This window comes from Solitalea longa, assembly GCF_002920915.1.
Taxonomy (GTDB): domain Bacteria; phylum Bacteroidota; class Bacteroidia; order Sphingobacteriales; family Sphingobacteriaceae; genus Solitalea; species Solitalea longa.
This window is the reverse complement of sequence record NZ_PQVF01000004.1, coordinates 244,208-266,494: the sequence shown is the minus strand read 5'-3', so window position 1 is coordinate 266,494 and position 22,287 is coordinate 244,208. Positions and strand designations below refer to the sequence as shown.

14 protein-coding genes are annotated in these 22,287 nt (G+C 38.0%); 10 read left to right on the top strand and 4 right to left on the bottom strand.

Annotated features, from left to right (window positions below; translation table 11 throughout):
• Positions 1 to 81 precede the first annotated feature (81 nt).
• On the top strand, positions 82 to 540 hold the full coding sequence (locus C3K47_RS06870) for an RDD family protein (protein WP_103788385.1): 459 nt from the start codon (positions 82 to 84) through the stop codon (positions 538 to 540).
• Positions 541 to 593: 53 nt separating this feature from the next.
• On the opposite strand, the gene C3K47_RS06865 is transcribed toward C3K47_RS06870, so the two are convergent.
• Positions 594 to 1,061, bottom strand: coding sequence for a GyrI-like domain-containing protein (locus C3K47_RS06865; protein ID WP_103788384.1), 468 nt, complete (start codon positions 1,059 to 1,061; stop codon positions 594 to 596).
• Positions 1,062 to 1,106: 45 nt separating this feature from the next.
• Positions 1,107 to 2,324, bottom strand: coding sequence for an acyl-CoA dehydrogenase family protein (locus tag C3K47_RS06860; RefSeq protein ID WP_103788383.1), 1,218 nt, complete (start codon positions 2,322 to 2,324; stop codon positions 1,107 to 1,109).
• A gap of 53 nt (positions 2,325 to 2,377) precedes the next feature.
• On the opposite strand from C3K47_RS06860, the gene folB reads away from it, so the two are divergent.
• Both folB and C3K47_RS06850 read left to right on the top strand, forming a co-directional pair.
• A complete protein-coding gene (folB, locus tag C3K47_RS06855; RefSeq protein ID WP_103788382.1) occupies positions 2,378 to 2,767 on the top strand; it encodes a dihydroneopterin aldolase in 390 nt (129 codons plus the stop codon).
• On the top strand, positions 2,754 to 4,154 hold the full coding sequence (locus C3K47_RS06850; protein ID WP_103788381.1) for an FAD-binding oxidoreductase: 1,401 nt from the start codon (positions 2,754 to 2,756) through the stop codon (positions 4,152 to 4,154). The genes folB and C3K47_RS06850 overlap by 14 nt, the downstream gene beginning before the upstream one ends.
• A gap of 70 nt (positions 4,155 to 4,224) precedes the next feature.
• Here C3K47_RS06850 and C3K47_RS06845 read toward each other — a convergent pair whose 3' ends face one another.
• Together C3K47_RS06845 and C3K47_RS06840 are read right to left on the bottom strand one after the other, a co-directional pair.
• Positions 4,225 to 5,310 (bottom strand): DUF2891 domain-containing protein, encoded by a 1,086-nt coding sequence (locus C3K47_RS06845; RefSeq protein ID WP_103788380.1) that lies wholly within the window; start codon positions 5,308 to 5,310, stop codon positions 4,225 to 4,227.
• 57 nt (positions 5,311 to 5,367) lie between these two features.
• Positions 5,368 to 6,381, bottom strand: a complete 1,014-nt coding sequence (locus C3K47_RS06840; protein ID WP_103788379.1) for a LacI family DNA-binding transcriptional regulator — start codon at positions 6,379 to 6,381, stop codon at positions 5,368 to 5,370.
• 255 nt (positions 6,382 to 6,636) lie between these two features.
• Here C3K47_RS06840 and C3K47_RS06835 point away from each other — a divergent pair, with 255 nt between their 5' ends.
• The 7 genes from C3K47_RS06835 (at position 6,637) to C3K47_RS06805 (ending at position 22,277) form a co-directional block, all read left to right on the top strand.
• Complete coding sequence (locus tag C3K47_RS06835) at positions 6,637 to 8,145, top strand: xylulokinase (RefSeq protein ID WP_103788378.1); 1,509 nt, start codon at positions 6,637 to 6,639, stop codon at positions 8,143 to 8,145.
• Positions 8,133 to 9,464, top strand: coding sequence for a xylose isomerase (xylA, locus tag C3K47_RS06830; protein ID WP_103788377.1), 1,332 nt, complete (start codon positions 8,133 to 8,135; stop codon positions 9,462 to 9,464). Before C3K47_RS06835 ends, xylA begins: the two co-directional genes overlap by 13 nt.
• A gap of 166 nt (positions 9,465 to 9,630) precedes the next feature.
• Positions 9,631 to 11,394, top strand: a complete 1,764-nt coding sequence (locus C3K47_RS06825) for a sodium/sugar symporter (protein WP_103788376.1) — start codon at positions 9,631 to 9,633, stop codon at positions 11,392 to 11,394.
• An 89-nt stretch (positions 11,395 to 11,483) separates the two neighbouring features.
• The gene (locus tag C3K47_RS06820; protein ID WP_103788375.1) at positions 11,484 to 15,626 is read left to right on the top strand and encodes a hybrid sensor histidine kinase/response regulator transcription factor; all 4,143 of its coding nucleotides are present in this window, start codon (positions 11,484 to 11,486) and stop codon (positions 15,624 to 15,626) included.
• A gap of 43 nt (positions 15,627 to 15,669) precedes the next feature.
• On the top strand, positions 15,670 to 15,852 hold the full coding sequence (locus C3K47_RS06815; RefSeq protein ID WP_103788374.1) for a hypothetical protein: 183 nt from the start codon (positions 15,670 to 15,672) through the stop codon (positions 15,850 to 15,852).
• A gap of 419 nt (positions 15,853 to 16,271) precedes the next feature.
• On the top strand, positions 16,272 to 19,136 hold the full coding sequence (locus C3K47_RS06810) for a TIM-barrel domain-containing protein (RefSeq protein WP_103788373.1): 2,865 nt from the start codon (positions 16,272 to 16,274) through the stop codon (positions 19,134 to 19,136).
• Between the two features lie 42 nt (positions 19,137 to 19,178).
• The gene (locus C3K47_RS06805) at positions 19,179 to 22,277 is read left to right on the top strand and encodes a SusC/RagA family TonB-linked outer membrane protein (protein ID WP_103788372.1); all 3,099 of its coding nucleotides are present in this window, start codon (positions 19,179 to 19,181) and stop codon (positions 22,275 to 22,277) included.
• Positions 22,278 to 22,287 lie beyond the last annotated feature (10 nt).

Here is a 22,287-nt window from a genome sequence, read left to right as displayed (position 1 = left end):
TACTTCTAAATGGCCATGGATTATATGTTCTTTGAATTCTGCTGCTTAAACTTGCAGTGAAATTCAATTCTATTCAACGAAATGTCTGAGATTTTAGAAGAAAACAAAAAACAGGGATCAGCAAGTGATTTGCATATTGCACCGACATCATTACGATTTGCCAATTACTTAATAGATCTACTAGTATGTGTTTTTGTCTTAGTAGCTATTATAGGAAAAATCATTCCTATAAATGATAAAACAACACCTGAGGAATTGGCTGAACTACTTAAAAAATCAAATCTAAATTTGGTTATTTATGCTGTTATAATTGGTTATTACTTCGTTTTAGAAACGGTTTTAGGGCAAACGATAGGTAAATTAATAACAGGTACCAAGGTTGTAGATGACTTTGGAAATAAGCCAAAAGTGCTTAAAGTTTTAGTTAGAACCTTGTGTCGATTGATCCCTTTTGAAGCAATTTCATTTTTATTTACACCAATGGGTTGGCATGATTCTATTTCTAAAACCTACGTGGTTAAGAAAAATCCGAATATTTAATATTACGATACAAAAAAAGGAACCTCAAGTGGTTCCTTTTTTATTTAATGTTTTTACTTCACCGCTATAAATATTTCTACATGCGCATTCTCAGGATCAAATGATTGAAGGTCATAAACTTCAAAATCATAGGTGTAATTTCGTTCAATGTCCGAATTCCAAATATCAACCCAAGTGTCAATTATGCAATCGGGCATTTTACCCCTTGAAAGGAATTCCGCATAGTTAGAGGAAGGAATCGTCAATGCTACTAATCCTTCCGGAGAATCATCTCTACTGCTTACTTTACATCCAATGGCAAATGAATATGGTTTTGTAAAATCACCCTCATAGTCATAATATATGCCTATAATTTTATCATCTGCTTTATTTTTTACTCCATCCAACCAATTTTTCTGCTGAAACTGAGCCCACAAATTCCCTATATCAACTTCGGCAGTTTCATTAGAGGTTTTGATTGATTTTCCCACAAAATTAAACTCTGAGAAATGGGTTAAAATATAATCGGCCTGACTGCTCATTCGTGTTTTTAAAGATTTATTAATAATAGTATTTATTCAGAATAACTATTTAAAGGCATTAAAGCCTGTAACATCCATACCAGTTATAAGCAGGTGAATATCATGAGTTCCTTCATACGTTACTACCGATTCAAGGTTCATCATATGGCGCATAATTGGATATTCACCGGTAATACCCATGCCTCCAAGCATTTGGCGGGCTTCACGTGCAATATTCAACGCTGTTTCAACACTGTTACGTTTAGCCATTGAGATCTGTGCCGCTGTAGCACGATTTTCACTTTTGAGAACACCTAAACGCCAAACCAGTAATTGTCCTTTGGTAATTTCGGTGATCATCTCGGCCAGTTTCTTTTGCTGTAGTTGAAAACCTCCAATCGGCCTGTCGAATTGAACCCGTTCTTTTGAATAGCGCAAAGCCGTATCATAGCAATCCATAGCTGCACCTAAAGCTCCCCAGGCAATGCCATAACGAGCCTGATTTAAACAACCTAAAGGGCCTTTTAATCCTTGCACATTTGGGAAAACATTTTCTTTTGGGACCTTAACATTGTCAAATACGAGTTCGCCGGTAGCCGAAGCGCGCAACGACCATTTATTATGTGTTTCTGGCGTGCTGAAACCTTCCATTCCACGCTCAACAACCATTCCTCTAATAATGTCTTGTTCGTCTTTCGCCCAAACAACTGCCAAATCTGCAAATGGAGCATTGGATATCCACATTTTTGCTCCGTTTAAAACATAATGATCGCCTGCATCTTTAATATTAGTGATCATTCCTGATGGATTAGACCCAAAATCGGGTTCAGTTAATCCAAAGCAACCAAGCCATTCGCCCGAGCCGAGCTTAGGTAAATACTTACGTCGTTGTTCTTCCGAACCATATGCATAAATTGGAAACATAACCAATGAACCCTGAACAGAAGCGGTTGAGCGAATGCCTGAATCACCGCGTTCAAGTTCCTGCATAATTATTCCGTAGGAAATATAATCCATTCCGCCTCCACCATATTCAACCGGAATGGTAGGGCCAAAAGCGCCAATATCTCCCAGGCTTTTTACAACCTGGCGGGGGAATTGTGCTTTTTGAGCGTATTCTTCTATTATTGGGGAGATCTCTTTTTTTACGTAATCTCTTACAGTACTACGAACAAGCTTGTGTTCTTCAGTTAATAATTCATCAAGTAGATAGTAATCTGGCGATTCGTACAAGTCTTGTTTTGACGAACGTTTCTGTTGATCATCTGCGGTTATAAACGTCATAATAGATATTGATTGTTCTATCAAAAATAGAAAAATGAAGCTATTTTTGTAGTATGTCCTTTCAAAAGATTCATTGTATTGCACTTAACGGTTTAGAAGTTTTTGCGCATCATGGTTATTATCCCGAAGAACAACTTATAGGAGGTAGATTTTTAGTAGATGTAAAAGTTGAAACCGACTTTTCAAGTGCTGCCGTGAATGATGATTTAGGTGCAACACTTAATTACGAAACGCTGTTTGAAATTGTTCAGGAAGAAATGAAAACTGCTTCAAAGCTATTAGAGCACGTAGGGCAGCGGATAATTAACCGCATTGCATTAATTTCTGTTAAAATTCAACGTATTGAAGTTAAAATTGAAAAGCTAAATCCTCCATTTGCAGCTAAAATTAAAAGCTCCTCCATTACCATTACTTACTTAAAGCCTAACCATGCAATTCAGTAAAATTACAATTGAAACTATACATCAACTTAAAACAATTGTAAAGCCTCAAAATGTATTTACTGATGAAGAAACGTTAAAGCGTTATTCGCATGATGAAACCGAAGATCTTTCTTTTTTGCCTGAAGTAGTGGTAAAACCTGAAACCACTGAAGAGGTATCAGCGCTATTGAAATTCTGTTACGATAATACAATTGCAGTCACACCACGCGGAGCTGGAACCGGCCTTAGTGGCGGTGCATTACCTGTTTTTGGGGGTATTTCGTTGTCAATGGAGAAGATGAATAAGATCATCGAAATTGATGCGCGGAATTTGCAGGCACACGTTGAGGCTGGCGTTATTACCGAGGTTTTGATTGATGAAGTTGCTAAACGAAATTTATTGTATCCGGTTGACCCTTCGAGCAAAGGTTCATGCTTTATTGGTGGAAATATTGCCCATGGTTCGGGAGGCCCAAGAGTGGTTAAATACGGTACGTTAAGAGATTATATTTTAAACCTTGAAGTGGTTTTACCAAATGGTGAAGTGATCTGGACAGGAGCCAATACCTTAAAATATGCATCGGGCTATAATCTTACACAATTGATGATAGGCAGTGAAGGTACCTTAGGTGTAATTACTAAAGCGGTGCTGAAACTGGTGCCTAAACCTTCGCATAATTTAGTAATGCTGGCTTCGTTTCCATCAGCTGATAGTGCCTGTGAAGCGGTATCGGCGGTTTTTAGAGCAGGCATGACTCCGTCGGCATTAGAATTTATGGAGCGTACCGGTATGGAATGGGTGCTTAAGTATGAGGAGATTAAATTCGAATTAAAAGATAATGTTGAAGCCTATTTACTGGTGGAGGTGGATGGCAATAATCTTGAGACATTAAGGGCTGATTGCGAGAAAATAGGAGAGGTGTTGTATAAGCATGGATGCAGTGATATTCTTTTAGGTGAATCGGCAAGTGAGAAGGAGGAACTTTGGAAAATCAGAAGGAAAATGCCTTTGTCGGTTAAAGCCAATTCGGTGTATAAAGAAGAGGATACGGTAGTTCCACGAGCTGAGCTCCCTAAACTCTTAAAAGGAATTAAGGAAATAGGAAATAAATATGGTTTTAAATCTGTTTGTTATGGCCATGCCGGCGATGGAAATCTGCATGTGAATATTATTAAAGAATCAATGACTGAAGAGGCTTGGGAAAACCAACTTCCATTGGGAATTAAAGAAATTATGCAGCTGACGGTGAAACTGGGTGGTACACTTTCAGGAGAGCACGGTATCGGCTTAATACAAAAGCCATACATGAGCATCAAATTCAGCGAGGTTCATTTGCAACTGATGCGCAGTATTAAACAGGTTTTTGATCCAAAAGGGATTTTAAATCCAGGGAAGATCTTTAATTAAGTATTGAATTAATTCATATTGATAAAAAGTCCTACCGGATGCTCAGCTATCAGGTAGGACTTTTTATTTCTTATTCTTCAGTAAGTGCATACAGCGCAAAGGAAGCTAACCAATGGTCGCCACCATAATTACCCGAAGTAACATGGGGTAAAGTTGTTTTTAAAAAGTTTTGAGCTGTTGAGGTAAAGAGTTTTTTATAAGGATGACCGGCAGGCAATGAACTGGCAATTCCTTTCATGCACCAGGCACGGCTCAGACTTAATCCGTCTAAATGCACGATCTGGTAATCTGTGCGGTCACTAACCACTGGTTGTTTGGTAATATTGCTTATGCCTTCTTTGGAATAAAAGGTGTTTATCCATTTTACAAATTCGGCTTTAGGCAATACCCTTCTCATTAAATCTGCAATTTCGAGACTAGGAGAAAGGAAATCCGTTCCATCAGGTTCCAGGTATGCCGGTGTGTTTTTGTTGTTGAAATAATATTCTTTGCTACGTTTTTTTATCAGCTCAGTGAATTCGGTTTGATGCATTGTATTGGCCCAATCAAGTGCGAACACTAAGCCAAAAGCTGTATTTGGGTGAACTCCTGTTCTGTTTGGATAAGTTTGTTTGGGCAAAAAGGTTGTCCACAGGTTCTTTATCTTTTGCGTTAAAGGTTGCAAACTTGCATACCATTGTTTTCCCAAAGGGTCATTCCATGTATAAAGTTCCATATCCAACTTTAACAGCCATGCCCAGCCATAAGTACGTTCGTAAAAAGCCGAAGTTTTATATTTGGAAAAGTATTCAGTTTCGCCTTTAATTTTTTCGGGTTGAAAACTGTTATTCAATACCTCAATGATTTTGGCTCTGTTAGGCAGATCAGGATAGGTTTTAAGCAGCTTTACCAGCATCCAATGCCCATGTACACTCGAATGCCAATCGAGGCAGCCATAAAATGCCGGGTGAAGTTCATGAGGTAATAATACATGATCGCTTGAAGTATCAGAAACATGGCTGGTTTTATTGGGCCATTCATTTGGAATACAATGCAATGGCATTGCAGCCAGTTTACTAGCCATTTCTGCAGTAAGTAATGGAGATGAATTACTTTGAGCAAAAAGTGATTGCACCAAGAGGAATGTGCAAATGATAAGGTTTAGAATTCTTTGCATTAGCTAAAAATATTGATTAGTAATCCGGCAAAGGTAAATCAATATTTCAAACCATCATTATTCAGATGAAGTTCTTGGAATTAGTAATGGGTCTAAAACGATCTTTTCCGGCTCTTTTTCATAATACTTGTTTTCTTTGATCAGTTTCAGGAATAAACGAGCTGCTTCCTCACCCATTTTTACCGTTTGCTGGTCAACAGTGCTTAATGAAGGCGTAATATGTGCCCCAAAGGCTTCATTTGCAAACCCAATTACTTTTACTTGCTCCGGAACATTGATCTTTAACTCTTTTAACTGTTTTAAAACACCTAAACCTGTATAATCCTCAAAAGCAAAAACACCATCGAATTCAATATTCTCGTTCACTAATTGCTGTATGCAATTTCTGCCTAACTCAATAGAAAGATGTCCGGTAAAGATCAAGCTGTCATCAACCGGCAATCCATGTTTTATTAAAGCTTCTTTGTAACCCTGCAAACGCTCCTTAAAGATCGTCACATTCTGATCAGTTGAAATGTGTACAATACGTTTACAGCCTTGTTTTATTAAGTGTTCGGTAGCCATAAAACCACCTCCGTAGTCATCAATTCTAACATAAGGTACTCCGATCTCATCTACAATACGGTCAAAAAGTAGTAAGGGAATTTTACGTTTTTTCAGATCGATAAAGTGATTGTAATCAGAGGTTTGTAATGCAATTGAAGAGATAATGCCTTCAACGCGGGTTTGTAAAAAGGTATCGATACCCCTTATTTCATCCGCGTATAGCTCCTTCGATTGATACAATAGGATATTATAACCATTGGAATTCATCACCGTTTCAATGCCATGCACAACAGAACTAAAGAAGCTTACGTCGAGTGTGGGTACCAAAACACCTACAATGCGGGTTTTTCCCGAACGAAGGGAAGAGGCCAGTTTGTTTTGCTGATAATTAAGCTTTATGGCCATTTCTTTAACCGCTTCCTTGGTGGAGGCGGCAATGCGCGGATGATCATTTAATGCTTTGGCAACAGTAGAAAACGTGATGTTAAGTTCGCGCGCTATATCATGAATGGTGGTTTTTTTCAACGGTAATAATTTTTGTGGGTTTCACCTTGTAAAGATGGGACAAAAACAGATTTCGTTTCCATCTTAATTTTATTTGTTTTATATCAAACTTAATTTCAATTGTTTGCAGTTTTAGTTTGGAAAAAAATCAAATAAAATTTGGTTTTAAAAACTTTACTTTTACTTTTATTCCAACGTTGGAACAAAGTTAAAACGTTTTTTAAAACGACCAATTTTAAAATAGAAAATCTTGTAACGTCTTGTTATTAAAAGAATATGTTGTTATTAGGAATTGATTTAGGAACATCATCCATAAAGGTATCGGTTGTTGATGCTGCAACACAGCAATGTGTGGCTTCTGCTCAATATCCTGATGTAGAAAATCAGGTGATCTCTTTAAAACCGGGCTGGGCGGAACAATCGCCCGAAACATGGTGGGAACATATTCAGCAGGCCATATTAAGGGCAAACGCAACAAATAAATATAATCCGGTAAATATTGGCGCCATAGGCATAGCTTATCAAATGCATGGCCTGGTAGCTGTTGATAAGCAGCAGAACGTTTTACGTAATTCTATTATCTGGTGTGATAGCCGTGCCGTAGAGATCGGGGAAAAGGCTTTTAATGCAATTGGTCAGGATCGCTGCCTGGCAAGGTTGTTAAATTCTCCGGGAAATTTTACAGCTGCTAAATTGGCTTGGGTAAAAGAAAACGAACCAGCCGTTTTCGAGCAAATTGATAAGGTAATGTTGCCTGGCGATTTTGTTGCCATGAAGTTTACCGGTGAAATCAATACTAACTTCTCTGCACTTTCTGAAGGTATTTTCTGGGATTTTGAGACCAATGATGTTTCAAGCGATGTGATGAACTATTTCGGCTTCAATAGAGATCTTATTCCTTCTATTCAACCAGTTTTTTCTAATTACGGAACTGTAAAGACTGATGTTGCCCAAAAATTGTCCTTAACAGCAGGTATTCCTGTTACGTACAAAGCAGGCGATCAGCCTAACAATGCTTTATCCTTAAATGTATTAAACCCAGGTGAAGTTGCCGCTACCGCCGGAACTTCAGGCGTTATTTACGGAGTGAGTGATGAACTTACTTACGACCCTCAATCGCGTGTTAATCCATTTGCACATGTTAATTATTCCATAGACAAAGTTCGCTTAGGTGTATTGCTATGTATTAACGGAACGGGAATTTTAAACAGATGGGTTAAAGACACTTTTAATGTAAGCAATTATAACGAAATGAATGAGGAAGCAAGGACTGTTGCTGTGGGTAGTGATGGTTTACGCATCCTTCCATTTGGCAACGGTGCTGAACGTATACTCAATAACAGGTTAATTGGTGCTCACTTGCAAAATATGGATTTGAACAGGCATTCCCGTGCTCATGTTTTCAGGGCTGCACAAGAAGGAATCGCCTTTGCCTTTAGGTACGGTTTAGACATTATGCGCTCAAACGGCATGCATCCGAGTGTAATTAAGGCCGGTTTGGCAAATATGTTTCAAAGCGAATTATTTACGGAGGCATTTGTGAACGCCACGAATGTTCCGGTTGAATTATATAAAAACGATGGAAGCGTAGGCGCTGCATTAGGAGCCGGTATAGGTGTTAAAGTTTTTGCTTCGGCAGCTGATGCGTTTGCCAGCATGAAAGCAGTAAAAACGGTTGAGCCAAGTCAGTCAGCAACTTATGAAGAAGCTTACCAAGACTGGAAAGGATTTTTGAATAAACAGATTAACAATACTTTACAAGAAGAAATTTTATGTCACAAGTAGTTTTAGGGAACAAGGAATATTTTAAAGGAATAGGGCAGATCAAATTTGAAGGTCCACAAACTGACAATCCATTTGCCTATCGCTGGTACGACGGAAATAAAGTTGTAGCAGGTAAAACCATGAAAGAGCATTTACGATTTGCAGTAGCTTACTGGCATTCGTTCTGCGGTAGCGGTGCAGATCCGTTTGGCGAAGCAACACATATTTTTCCATGGAATGAGAAAGCTGAAGCTGTTGATCGTGCTAAAGATAAAATGGATGCAGCTTTTGAGCTGATCACCAAATTAAATCTTCCTTACTACTGTTTCCATGATGTTGACCTTGTAGACTTCGGTAATAATATCCTTGAAAACGAAAAACGACTAAATGCCATTACCGAATATGCTAAAGAAAAGCAAAAAGCAAGTGGCGTAAAACTGTTGTGGGGAACCGCTAATTTGTTCTCTCACCGTCGCTATATGAATGGTGCTTCAACCAACCCTGATTTTCATGTATTAACGCACGGTGCAGCCCAGGTTAAAGCAGCGTTAGATTCAACAATTGCTTTAGGTGGCGAAAACTATGTATTCTGGGGTGGCCGCGAAGGATATATGAGTTTGTTAAATACTGACATGAAACGTGAGCAGGAGCATTTGGCTAATTTTTTAAGAACAGCCCGTGATTATGCGCGTTCGCAAGGATTTAAAGGTACTTTCTTTATTGAGCCTAAACCATGTGAGCCTTCAAAACACCAGTACGATTATGATGCAGCCACTGTTATCGGTTTCTTGCGCCAATATGATCTGTTAAATGATTTTAAATTAAATATTGAAGTTAACCACGCTACATTGGCTGGTCATACCTTCCAACACGAGCTTCAGGTTTCTGCTGATGCAGGTTTATTGGGTTCAATTGATGCCAACCGTGGAGACTATCAAAACGGATGGGATACCGATCAGTTCCCAAATAACTTAAACGAACTGGCTGAGGCAATGCTGGTTATTTTACAATCGGGTGGTTTACAAGGTGGCGGTATCAACTTTGATGCTAAGATCCGCAGAAACTCAACTGATCAAGCCGATCTGTTTCATGCCCACATTGGTGGCGCCGACAATTTTGCCCGTGCTTTGGTAATTGCAGATAATATTCTTCAAAAATCAGATTTCTTAAAATTAAGAAAAGAGCGTTACGTTTCGTTTGACAGTGGAAAAGGTAAAGAGTTTGAGCAAGGAAAATTAACGCTTCAGGACCTGAGAGACTTTGCCGTTGCCAATGGCGAGCCTGAAGTAAGAAGCGGTAAACAAGAGTATATCGAGAACTTGATCAATCGTTATATCTAATTTTTCTGTGGCTGCAAGGTATTAACGAAAACTTTAATACTTTGCGGCTCTCATTATAGTTTGAAAAAACGGTATTATGAATATAGGCCCGCAGGGTTGCCGTTAAATAGCCAATTGAATTTAAAACGACCAATTAAAATTTTTCAACTCGAAACGTAATTTTTTTATGAAAACACTTGAGACTAAGGATTACATCGTTTTCCTGGTTTACTTTCTGATTATCGCCGTTTATGGCTTTTGGGTATATCGTAGGAAGAAATCAGCCAATGCAACCTCAAAAGATTACTTTTTAGCCGAAGGCTCATTAACATGGTGGGCAATCGGTGCGTCATTGATCGCTTCAAACATTTCTGCCGAGCAATTTATCGGTATGAGCGGTTCAGGCTTTAAGCTGGGACTAGCCATTGCTACTTATGAGTGGATGGCAGCAGCTACATTAATAATTGTGGCTGTTTTCTTTATCCCGGTATATCTTAAAAATAAGATCTACACCATGCCGCAGTTTTTAAATAAGCGGTATAATTCAACGGTGAGCATGATCATGGCCGTGTTTTGGTTATTACTGTATGTAGTGGTTAACCTTACTTCCATCTTGTATTTGGGGGCTTTGGCAATCACGAGCATTTCGGGTATCGATTTAAACATCTGTATGTTTGCCCTTGCTGCATTTGCTGTTATAATTACGTTAGGTGGAATGAAGGTAATTGGTTATACCGATGTTATTCAGGTATTCTTCCTGATCTTGGGAGGATTGGCCACTACTTATTTAGCCTTGAATATGGTATCTGAACATTACGGATCTTCAGGCGTATTAAGTGGTTTCAGTCACCTAACAAATAAAGCAGGTGATCATTTCCATATGATTTTCGATAAGAGTAACCCTAATTATATGAGCTTGCCTGGCTTAACTGTGTTAATTGGTGGTATGTGGATTGTGAACCTAAACTATTGGGGTTGTAATCAATACATTACCCAGCGTGCACTAGGTGCCGATCTGAAAACTGCCAGAGGGGGTATCTTATTCGCCGCCTTCTTAAAGATGTTAATGCCGCTTATAGTGGTGATACCTGGTATTGCTGCTTACTTATTATATAAAGAAGGCGCTTTCCAAACAGAGATGCTTCAAGGTGGAGAGGTAAATCCTGATAAGGCCTATCCTGTATTATTAAACTTATTACCTGCTGGTTTAAAAGGTCTGTCGTTTGCTGCTTTGGTAGCTGCAGTTGTTGCTTCATTAGCCGGTAAGGCCAACAGTATCGCTACTATTTTTACGTTGGATATCTATAAAAAAGTATTCAATACCAATGCTAATGAAAAGAAGCTGGTTAATATTGGTAAAATAACGGTAGTGGCGGCAATGCTTTTAGCTATTATCATTGCTCCGCATTTAGGAATTGATAAAAAAGGTGGATTCGAGTACATTCAGGAATATACCGGATTTGTGTCACCTGGAATTTTTGCCATGTTTATCCTTGGTTTCTTCTGGAAACGTACTACCTCTAATGCGGCTTTATTTGCAACTATTGGAGGTTTTATCCTATCAGTATTCTTTAAATTCCTTCCAACTTTCGCTGATTTATCTTTCCTTGCTTCAAGCGGTTTCTCAAAAGATAATGGCTCGGGCGTTTATGAAATTCCATTCCTTGACCGTATGGGTTTTGTATTTGCAATTTGTGTGGCAATTATGGTTATTATCAGTTTGCTTGAAGGTAAAAAAGCTATTTCTGATGAAGTTGAGTTAGTTGATGATACTCATCATTTTGAAGAAGATGCAGAGGTTGTTACCACTGATGCAAATACAACTGTTAAAGTGAAAAAATCTAAAGGCCTTGAAGTGGATACAAGTATGTTTAAAACCACTCCTGGTTTTGCAGTAGGAGCCTTAATTATTGTAGGTCTTCTCGTAGCTTTATATACCATATATTGGTAATCGATTAAATGATAACGGGGTTAAGCGGATTAACTGTTTTGATAATTGCTTAACCCCGCAATCATTTTGTGGATTTAGAATTTTGTGATATGAGACCCCGATTTATACTTTTCGTTTTACTGACCTTGCTGGCTAAAACAGTTGCTTTAGCACAAGATGGTCAATATCAGTTCCTGCATTTAGATATTCATAAAGGTCTGTCTCATAATGAGGTGAATTGCATTTTTAAAGATGCGAAAGGATTCATGTGGTTTGGAACCATGTCGGGCCTTAACCGCTACGATGGGTATAAATTCAAAGTTTTTAAGCATAATCTCAATGACACTACTTCATTAAATGACGATTACATCTCTAATATTTTTGAAGGACCGGGAAATAAGCTTTGGGTTCAAACCCGTACCGGTTTCAATATCTACGATCCGCTTACCGAAACATTTAACCGCAATGTTCAGCCTGTTTTAGCCGCAATTGGCATTAACGATATTGCGATTAAGGAAATTAAAAAAGATAAAAAGGGCAATTATTGGTTCTTGAGCCAGCAATCGGGCCTTTACAAATACAATGAACAGACTAAAAAACTGATTCATTATCTCAATAACAGAAGTAACTTAAGTTCTCCGGATGCAAGCTTAATCACTGGTTTTGCCGAGAACAAACGTGGAGATCTATGGATCATTCATGCCAATGGCGTAGTAGAACTCCTCAATCCGCAAACTGATAAGGTTGTTTCAAGAGTTTATCCTTACAGTAAACCATTAGCCCAGGCATTTGAGTTTAGAATATACGTTGATGAACAGGATGATTTTTGGGTATTTAACAATACTTCACCAGCAGGAGTGATTTACTACGATCTTGCTTCGAAAAAATTTCTACCTATAAATAAAGATTCCGGAAACATAAAGCTGAACTCAAATATTGTATTAGGATTAGTTCAGGATGGTTCTGGAATTATTTGGATTGCAACCGACCATGGTGGCGTTAACTTAATTGATAAGAAAACTTTTAAGATCCGTTACCTTCTTAATAATGAAGATGATAGCAAGTCGATAAGCCAAAATAGCATTATTACTATTTTTAAAGATAACACCGGTATTATTTGGGCCGGAACTTTTAAAAAAGGAATTAGTTATTATCACGAAAACATCATTCAATTTCCGTTGTACAAACGGCATCAGGCTGATAATAGATCATTGCCTTACGAAGATGTAAATCGCTTTGTGGAAGACTCGAAAGGTAATATCTGGATTGGGACAAACGGAGGAGGACTTCTTTATTTCAATCGCAAAGCCGGAACTTTTACCCAGTATTTGCACAATGCAAATAATCCAAACAGCCTAAGTAACGACGTAATTGTTGGGATGCACATTGATAATGAGCAAAAGCTTTGGATCGGAACTTATTACGGAGGTTTAGATTGTTATGACGGTAATAAGTTTACGCATTATCGTCACAATCCGAATGATCCGACAAGCCTTAGCGACGATCGTGTTTGGGATATATTGGAAGATTCACAAGGTCGTTTATGGGTAGGTACGCTTTCTGGAGGTTTGGATCAATTAGATCGTAAAACAAAAACCTTTAAACATTTCAATCCGAAAGTGCCTAATACAGTTCGTTCCAATTATATTTCGTCATTACTTGAAGATAAGCAAGGAAATATTTGGATAGGAACCTCCGAAGGTTTTGATGTGCTTGATAAACAAACCGGCAAATATTTTCATTATGGCTATGAAGAACGTAATCAGAACAGCCTTAGTAACAATAATGTAATTACTTTTTTAAAGGATTCATCGGGTAGGGTGTGGGTAGCAACGCGTGAAGGACTGAATGTTTATGACTATAAAAGAAATAAACTGGCAACCCTTGATATTAAAAACGGTTTACCCGGAAATACCATTGTTGCCATTTTAGAAGATAACAACCAACATGTATGGGTAAGCACACCAAATGGAATTGCTGAAATTACTGTTTCTACTAACCCACAAAAGGAACTGTCGTTTCAAATTAAATCGTATGACGAACAGGATGGTTTGCAGGGCAGAGCGTTTAATGAACGTTCGGCATTAAAAACTTCAAAAGGAGAATTGATCTTTGGAGGAGGAAACGGGTTTAATCTTTTCAACCCGGCAAGCATCAAGTCAACTCAAAATACGGCTCCTATAATACTTACTGACTTACAGGTTTTTAATCAAAGTGTTTTAATTGGTCAGAAAAACAACGGTAGCGTTTTACTTAAAAAAGCCATTAACGAAACCGATGAGATCGTTATCAATCATAATCAAAACGTTTTCTCGCTTGAATTTGCAGCATTGAACTATACACATCCGGATAAGATCAGGTATGAGTATAAGCTTGAAGGATTTGACAAAGATTGGTTGATTGTTGATGGAGACACCCGCAAAGCCACTTATACCAACCTTGATGCCGGTGATTATGTTTTCAAAGTAAGGGTTATTTCAAACGATAATGTGGTTAACGGCAAGGAACTCACGCTAAACGTTAAGGTATTACCACCTTTTTGGAAAAGTCCACTTGCCTACATTTTATATTCCCTGGTTTTTGTGGGTATTTTATTTTATAGCCGAAAACGCAGTATTGAAAAATTACGGTCAAAATTTACCCTGGAGCAAGAACGTCAACAGGCTCAGCGCATGCATGAGCTGGATATGATGAAAATTAAATTCTTCACCAACGTAAGTCATGAATTCCGTACTCCATTATCATTGATCTTAGCTCCTTTGGATAAAATGCTTAAGCAAACTGATGATAAGGATCAGATCGTACAGCTTCAACTTATAAACCGTAACGCCAAGCGCTTGCTGAACATGGTTAATCAGTTGCTCGACTTTAGGAAGATGGAGGTGAGGGAGCATAAACTTTATCCAAAGCGCGGAAACATTATTCAGCTGATCAAAGAAATATCGTACTCATTTACAGATATGGCTGAAAAGAAGAATATTGATTTCAAGTTTAGTTCTGATATTCAGTCACTTGTAACCGATTGTGATCATGAAAAACTCGAACGGATACTCTTCAACTTGCTTTCAAACGCTTTTAAGTTTACGCCTGAAAGTGGTGAAATAAGTGTTCGGGTAAATTTGATTGAATTGGATGAAAATTCGGCAATTAAAACCTTGGAAATATTGGTTAGGGACAGTGGAATTGGTATTGAGCACGACAAGCAAGAGCAAATTTTCGAACAGTTTTTCCAAAATGAGGTCCCTGGTTCTATTGTAAATCAAGGAAGTGGAATTGGCCTTGCCATTACCAAAGAATTTGTAAAACTTCATAAAGGAACAATTTCAGTTGAAAGTGAACCTGGCGAAGGCAGCTGTTTTATAGTCCACTTGCCATTGAAATTAGTTGATTTGCAAACCGTTAAGTCAATAACTGAAGAGGATGATGAGGAGCTGGCTGAAGAAGCTGAAATTAAATTTGAAAAAGGAACCAAGAAAACAACCTTGCTTTTAGTGGAAGACAATGAAGATTTTAGGTTCTACTTAAAAGATAACTTAAAACAGCATTTTAACATAATTGAAGCGTCAAACGGGAGGGAAGGTTGGCAAAAGGCGCTATCACAACACCCTCATTTAATTGTTAGTGATATAACTATGCCCGAAATGAATGGTATAGAGTTATGTAACAAGCTTAAACATGATAAACGGACCTCTCACATCCCGATTATTTTACTGACTGCATTAATTGGTGAAGATCAGTTGCTTAAGGGTTTGGAAAGCGGTGCGAACGATTATATGACAAAACCTTTCAATTTTGAGGTGCTGTTATCGAAAATTAAAAACCTGTTGCAGCAGCAAGAATCACTGAAAAAAGCATTTCAAAAGCAAATTGAGGTTAAGCCTTCTGAAATTCAGATAAGCTCTTTAGATGAAAAGTTTATTCAGCATGTATTAAAGGTTGTTGAGGATAATATCAGCAATTCCGAGTTTTCGGTGGAAGAGCTGAGTGCCGGCGTAAATATGAGTAGGGTAGCCCTTTACAAAAAAATATTGACCATTACGGGAAAAACCCCAATCGAGTTTATCAAATCTATTCGACTAAACCGAGCCACACAATTGTTAGAGAAAAGCCAGCTTACGGTTTCGGAAATTGCTTATGAAGTTGGATTTAACAATCCTAAGTACTTTACCAAAATATTTAAAGCGGAGTTTGGGATAATACCATCTGCGTATGCCAGCGAAAAACAGAAATTTGAAGAAGAATCGCATTTATAACAGTTTTTTAGTTCTCGTATAATTTTAGTTAAACCTTCGAAAAATGACGCTTTTCGAAGGTTTTATTTTTGAACGATCGGCCCTCCTTGAATATCATCACCCTGTCAAATTAATTCCTCGCTTATTTCATGATTTATTACTTAATACCTGGGTGCTTTTGGGCTTCTTTTCTGTGGAATTTTCCTTTTCTACCTTAAAACTTGGAGTTCATCAGTTTTCTTATTAAGAATTTTTTTTTGAAATTGTATTGATTAGAGTGTCGTTTTTATTACTGAAAGCTTAATAAACCATTTTCAAAATCCTATTATTTAATCAATACTAATCCATATTTCTTATAGGTTTCATTACAACTGAATTTTACCGTTTGAGGGAATAATTACTTCAATTTGCTCACATATTTTCAGTTAGGCATTTAAATATTCAATCCATATCGATGTAGAAACGGTTATAATTAATTAACTACTTATAGGTCAATTAATTATGTTGTAAAGAATGTTTTAAATGGTTAACATTTTTACCCCTAAAAGGAAACATTTTACCCCCATCATAATACTAATCAGTATCTATTTTCAGCCTCTGAACCAATTTATTTAATCATCAATTGGCTGCACCCCCAAGGTAAAGTCAATTACAATTTAATGTATTATGTCGCAACGTTTACTTGCTTGTTTTTTGGTGGGGTCTGTTATTTCAGTATGTAGTTTAACAGAAGCAAGGGCTCAAAACAGCAATTATCAAAAGCTATCAAACGGAGTATTGGTTTCAGTACAAAAAACTTCGGTATTAAAACCTAAAGTGGTTAAGCTGGAAGTTATCAATGATAAGATCATTCACGTTATAGCCTCTCCTCAAAATGAATTACCTACACAAAAAAGTTTAATGGCCATTACCCAACCGGCAGCCACTGCAAATTGGAGTGTTGTTCAGTCGGGGGATGTAATTACCGTTAAAACGGCTGAGCTGAATGCTTTAGTATCGGCAACTACCGGTGTAGTTTCTTTTACCGATAAAAATGGCAAGCAAATTTTAAATGAGGTTGCTGAAGGTGGTAAAACCTTTACACCTGCTACTTATACCGGTGAGGCCACTTATCAGCTAAGACAAGCTTTTGAATCTGGGGCAGATGAGGCTTACTATGGTTTAGGCCAGCACCAGGAAGATTTAATGAACTACAAAAACCGCCATGTTGACTTGTATCAGTACAATACCAAAGTGGCTATACCTTTTGTAGTCTCAAATAAAAACTACGGTATTTTATGGGATAACTACTCTTTAACTGCAGTAGGAGATACCCGCAATTTCCAGCCTCTATCAGCTTTAAAACTTTATGATGATAAAGGTAACGTTGGATGGCTTACTGCTACTTATGGTTCTAAAAGCAATGCAGGCAGCACTAAATCAATTGTTCGTGCCGAATCAGAGATCGATTATTCCTTCTTAAAAGATCAGCATAAGTTTCCTCAAGGTTATAATCTTGCCGATGGATTGGTACAATGGACCGGTTCGATCGAATCATCTTATACCGGATTACATCAGTTCCAGGTGAAGTATGCCGGATACATGAAGATCTGGGTTGATGGTAAATTATTAGCTGATAAATGGCGCCAGGCCTGGAATCCGGGATCGTCCCTTGCTGATGTACAAATGGTTAAAGGCAAAAAATATTCAATTAAAATTGAATGGTTGCCTGATGGAACTGAATCATATTTGGCAGTTAACTGGTTAAGTCCGGTTCCTGAGGCCGAAAAAAATACGTTTGCCTTTGCATCTGAAGCAGGTGATGCTATTGATTATTACTTTATCTCCGGTAAAAATGCTGATGAAGTTATTAGCGGCTACCGCACTATTACTGGTAAAGCCAATATTTTGCCTAAATGGGCAATGGGTTTTTGGCAAAGCCGCGAACGTTATAAAACTCAGGACGAGATCTTAAATACAGTTAAAGAATTCAGAAGCAGAAAAATTCCTATTGATGGTATCGTTCTCGACTGGTCATACTGGAAACAAGATGACTGGGGTAGCCATGAGTTTGATGCTTCACGTTTCAGCAATCCAGCTGAAATGATCAGCACCTTGCACGACAAATACCATACACGCTTTATGATTTCGGTATGGCCTAAGTTTTACGAGGGAGTTGCCAATTACAACTACATGAATGAAAATGGATGGTTGTACAAACGCAATATTGCCGATCAACGCAGAGACTGGATCGGAAAAGGATACACTTCTACTTTTTACGATGCCTTAAATCCTGATGCCAGAAAAGGCTTCTGGAACTTATTGAACAAGAATTTATATAGCAAAGGTGTTGATGGTTGGTGGATGGATGCAGCTGAACCGGATGTGCATTCGAACTTAGATATTCCTGCTCGTCAGAGTGTAATGACCCCAACAGCTATTGGTTCAGGTGTGAAATATTTCAATGCTTTTCCTTTCGGTAATGCAATGGGTATTTATGAAGGTCAGCGTGAAGTTAATCCGAATGATCGCGTAATTATTCTAACCCGCTCGGCGCATGCCGGTCAGCAACGTTTCTCTACCATTGTTTGGAGTGGAGATATTGCTTCGCGTTGGGAAGATTTTAAAACGCAGATCCCTGCAGGTATCAACTTCTCTCTTTCTGGTATTCCTTACTGGAGCATGGACGCAGGAGGTTTTTCAGTTGAGCGCCGTTACGAGCACGCTCAGGGTGCCGATTTAGATGAATGGAGAGAATTAAACACCCGTTGGTATCAGTTTGCGGCATTCGTTCCTGTTTTCCGTGTGCATGGTCAATTCCCATTCCGCGAGATCTATAACATTGCTCCAGAAAATCATGCAGCTTACAAAAGCATGATGTATTATAATAAACTACGCTACCGCCTAATGCCTTATATCTATTCATTAGCTGGTCAGGCTTACCACAATGATTATACAATTATGCGTGGTTTGGTAATGGATTTTGCTGCTGATCCGGCGGTAAACAACATTGCAGATGAGTACATGTTTGGCCCTTCACTTTTAATTAACCCTGTTTATAATTATCACGCAATCAATCGTTCGGTGTATTTACCTAAAGGGTCTGGATGGTATAATTTCTACACAGGTGCTTATTCAAATGGTGGACAAACGCTAACAGCCGATGCGCCATATGAGCGTATTCCGGTTTATGTTAAAGAAGGTTCGATCATTCCTTTCGGCCCTGAATTACAATACACTTCTGAAAAACCTGCCGAGCAGCTAACCCTGTACGTTTACACAGGAAGCAACGGTAAGTTTAATTTATATGAAGATGAGGGCTCTAATTACAACTACGAAAAAGGAGCATTTTCAACTATCAGCTTTAAGTATAATGAACAAAACCGAACGCTAAGTATTGGTGAGCGTAAAGGCAGCTTTAATGGTATGCTGGCTAAGAGAACATTCAAAATTGTTTGGATGAACAAGAACAAGGCTAAAGCGTTCGATTTGAATCAAAAAGCAGATAAAACAGTTACGTACGAGGGAAAACCAATTTTAATTACTCAATAAATGCAAAAAATCAATTTTTAAGTTTTTAAACCAATTATTAATATGAATAGAACAACTACAAGAAAAGGAATGATAGTCTTTATATGGACTATGATTTTTGCACTCTCCGCTAGTCTGTCGTTTGCTCAAACAGCCCGGACAATTAAAGGGCAGGTAATCGATGAAAAAGACTTACAGCCAATCCCGGGTGCCATTGTTAAAATTAAGGGCACTACTACTGGTACAGCCACTGACAATGAGGGTAACTTCTCAATTGAAGCTAAAAACGGTGATGTGTTGTTAATCAGCTTTTTAGGTTATAATGAGCGCAGTGTAACCATTGGCGCAAGTAATAGCTATAATATTAAATTAAGCAATGAATCTAAATCTCTTGAAGAGGTTGTAGTTATCGGTTACGGTGTACAAAAGAAAAAGTTAGTAACTGGTGCTAATATGCAGGTTAAAGGTGATGACTTACATAAACAAAGTACTACCAATGCATTACAGGCTTTACAAGGTCAGGCTGCCGGTGTTCAAATTACTTCGGTATCTGGTCAACCTGGTGATCCATTAAGTGTAATTATTCGTGGTAAAGGTACAGTTGGGAGCGTTTCTCCTCTATATGTGGTGGATGGAGTTCAAACCGGTGATATTTCTTACTTAAACCCAGCAGATATTGAATCGGTTGATATATTGAAAGATGCCGCTTCTGCAGCTATTTATGGTTCGCAATCAGCCAATGGTGTTGTTTTGGTTACTACTAAGAGCGGTAAAGTTGGACAAAAAGCTCAAATTACTTTTGATGCTTATTTCGGTCAGCAAAGTTTAGCAAAAAAAGCTCAATTGTTAAATGCTTCTGAGTATGCAACTTTAATGAATGAAGCTGCATTCAATTCTGGCAAAGCTCCTTATTTTTCTAATGGCGATATTTCTCAAATGGGAGCCGGAACAGACTGGTTAGGAGAGATGTTTGTAGATCAGGCACCAACTTCGAATTATTCATTTGGAGCGAATGGTGGTAGTGAGTTTTCAAGCTATTCTGCGTCGTTAGCTTATACCAATCAACAAGGTATTGTAGGTGGAAAGGATCTTTCTAACTATGAGCGCTATAGTATCAGACTTAATTCGGATCATAAACTTTATAAAAACATTATTACCCTAGGAGAGAACGTAACTTTTTCATACGTTAACAATAATGGTATTGGAACAGGTGGCCAATATAATAATACGCTTCGTGGAGCTTTTGCAACCAGTCCATTTGTACCAATGTATGATGAGAATGGTGAATTTTATGACAATAGTTTGTCTACCTGGAATAATGGAGAGGCGAATCCTTACGCTCAGATGTATTACAATAATCAGAATAGAAATAACAACCAACGTTTGTTAGGTAATATCTATTTGGGAGCTGAGCCTATTAAAGGATTACGTTTCAGAACAAGCGTGGGCTTAGATTATGCAAGCTTTGAAGGTCGTTCTTTCAATCCTATTTATAAACTTTCCATTTATTCATTCAACAATGCCTCAAGGGTGTTTCAGAGTATGAATAAAGGTCAATCATTAACCTGGGATAACCAGTTAAGCTATAATTTCAAATTAAATAATAATCATGCATTTGAAGTAATGGCCGGAACTTCTTCGTTCCAATCTTCAGGTTCTGGTTTAAATGCTGGTAATAGCGACTTAATTTTCGATGATTTAAACCATGCATGGTTAACAAATGCAACTAATAGAAGCAATGCTTCTGCAATTGGTTTTGGTGGTTCAGCCTATTCACCTGAAAAACGCATGTCGTATTTTGGTCGTTTAACCTATAACTATAAAGAAAAGTATATGATTAATACCACTTTACGTGGTGACGGATCTTCTCGTTTTGCCGAAGGTCATCGTTGGGGCTTTTTCCCTTCTGTTTCTGCAGGTTGGGTAGCTTCTAATGAAGATTTCATGAAAAACTCTTCTTGGTTAAACTTCTTTAAATTAAGAGCTAGTTGGGGTCAGGTAGGTAACCAAAACATTGCACCTTATCTATACTTATCTCCAATCAGCTTCGCAAATACTAACTATATTTTCGGTTCTGAAGAGGGTCAACTTGTACCTGGTTCGTTTCCAAGTCAATTAGGTAATCCTAATTTAAAATGGGAAACTTCTGAACAAACCAATATTGGTTTCGATGCAAATGTTTTAAACAATAAGTTAACCATTAACGCCGATTTCTATATTAAGAAAACCAAAGATTGGTTGATTGCTGCTCCAGTGATCGCATCTACTGGTTTTAGCACCATGATGATCAACGGTGGTGACGTGAAAAACTCAGGGGTTGAATTGGCTTTAACCTACAAAGATCGCGCTGGTCAATTTGGTTACTCAATTGGTGTTAATGGTGCTTACAATAAAAATGAGGTGGGCCAAATTCCTACTGCCGATGGTATTGTTCACGGTAGTACCAATTCATTATATGCCAACTCAGGTGAGTTTTATCGCGCCCAAAATGGTTACGCAATGGGTTATTTCTGGGGCTTGAAAACTGATGGTGTTTTCCAAACCGCCGAAGAAGCTACTGCTTATCAGCATAATGGTAAAAGAATTCAGCCTGATGCCGTTGCGGGTGATGTTAAATACGTTGACAGAAATAATGATGGACAGATTAATGACCAGGATAAAACCATGATCGGTAATCCAAATCCAGATTTTACTTTTGGTATTACCCTTGGTGCAGATTTCAAAGGATTTGATTTCTCATTACAAGCATCAGGTGTTGCCGGTAATGATTTAGTACAATCATGGAGAGATCAGTCAAGTTCTAAAGGAAACTACTCTGCTGCTATGTTAGATCGTTGGCATGGTGAAGGTTCTTCAAATTCATTGCCTCGCTTAACAGAAGACAATAGAAATTGGACAACCTTCTCTGATCTTTATGTTCATAAAGGCGATTATTTAAAAATTAACAATGTAACGTTGGGTTACGATTTCAGTCACCTGACTAAAAACAGTTATTTAAGTAAATTAAGGTTCTACTTCTCAGTACTTAATCTGTACACCTTTACTTCTTATAACGGTATGGATCCTGAAATTGGGTACTCTGATAGCTTCGCTTCAGGTATTGATTTAGGCTACTATCCACGCCCACGTACCATTATGTTTGGTGCGAATATCAAATTCTAAACATTGTTTT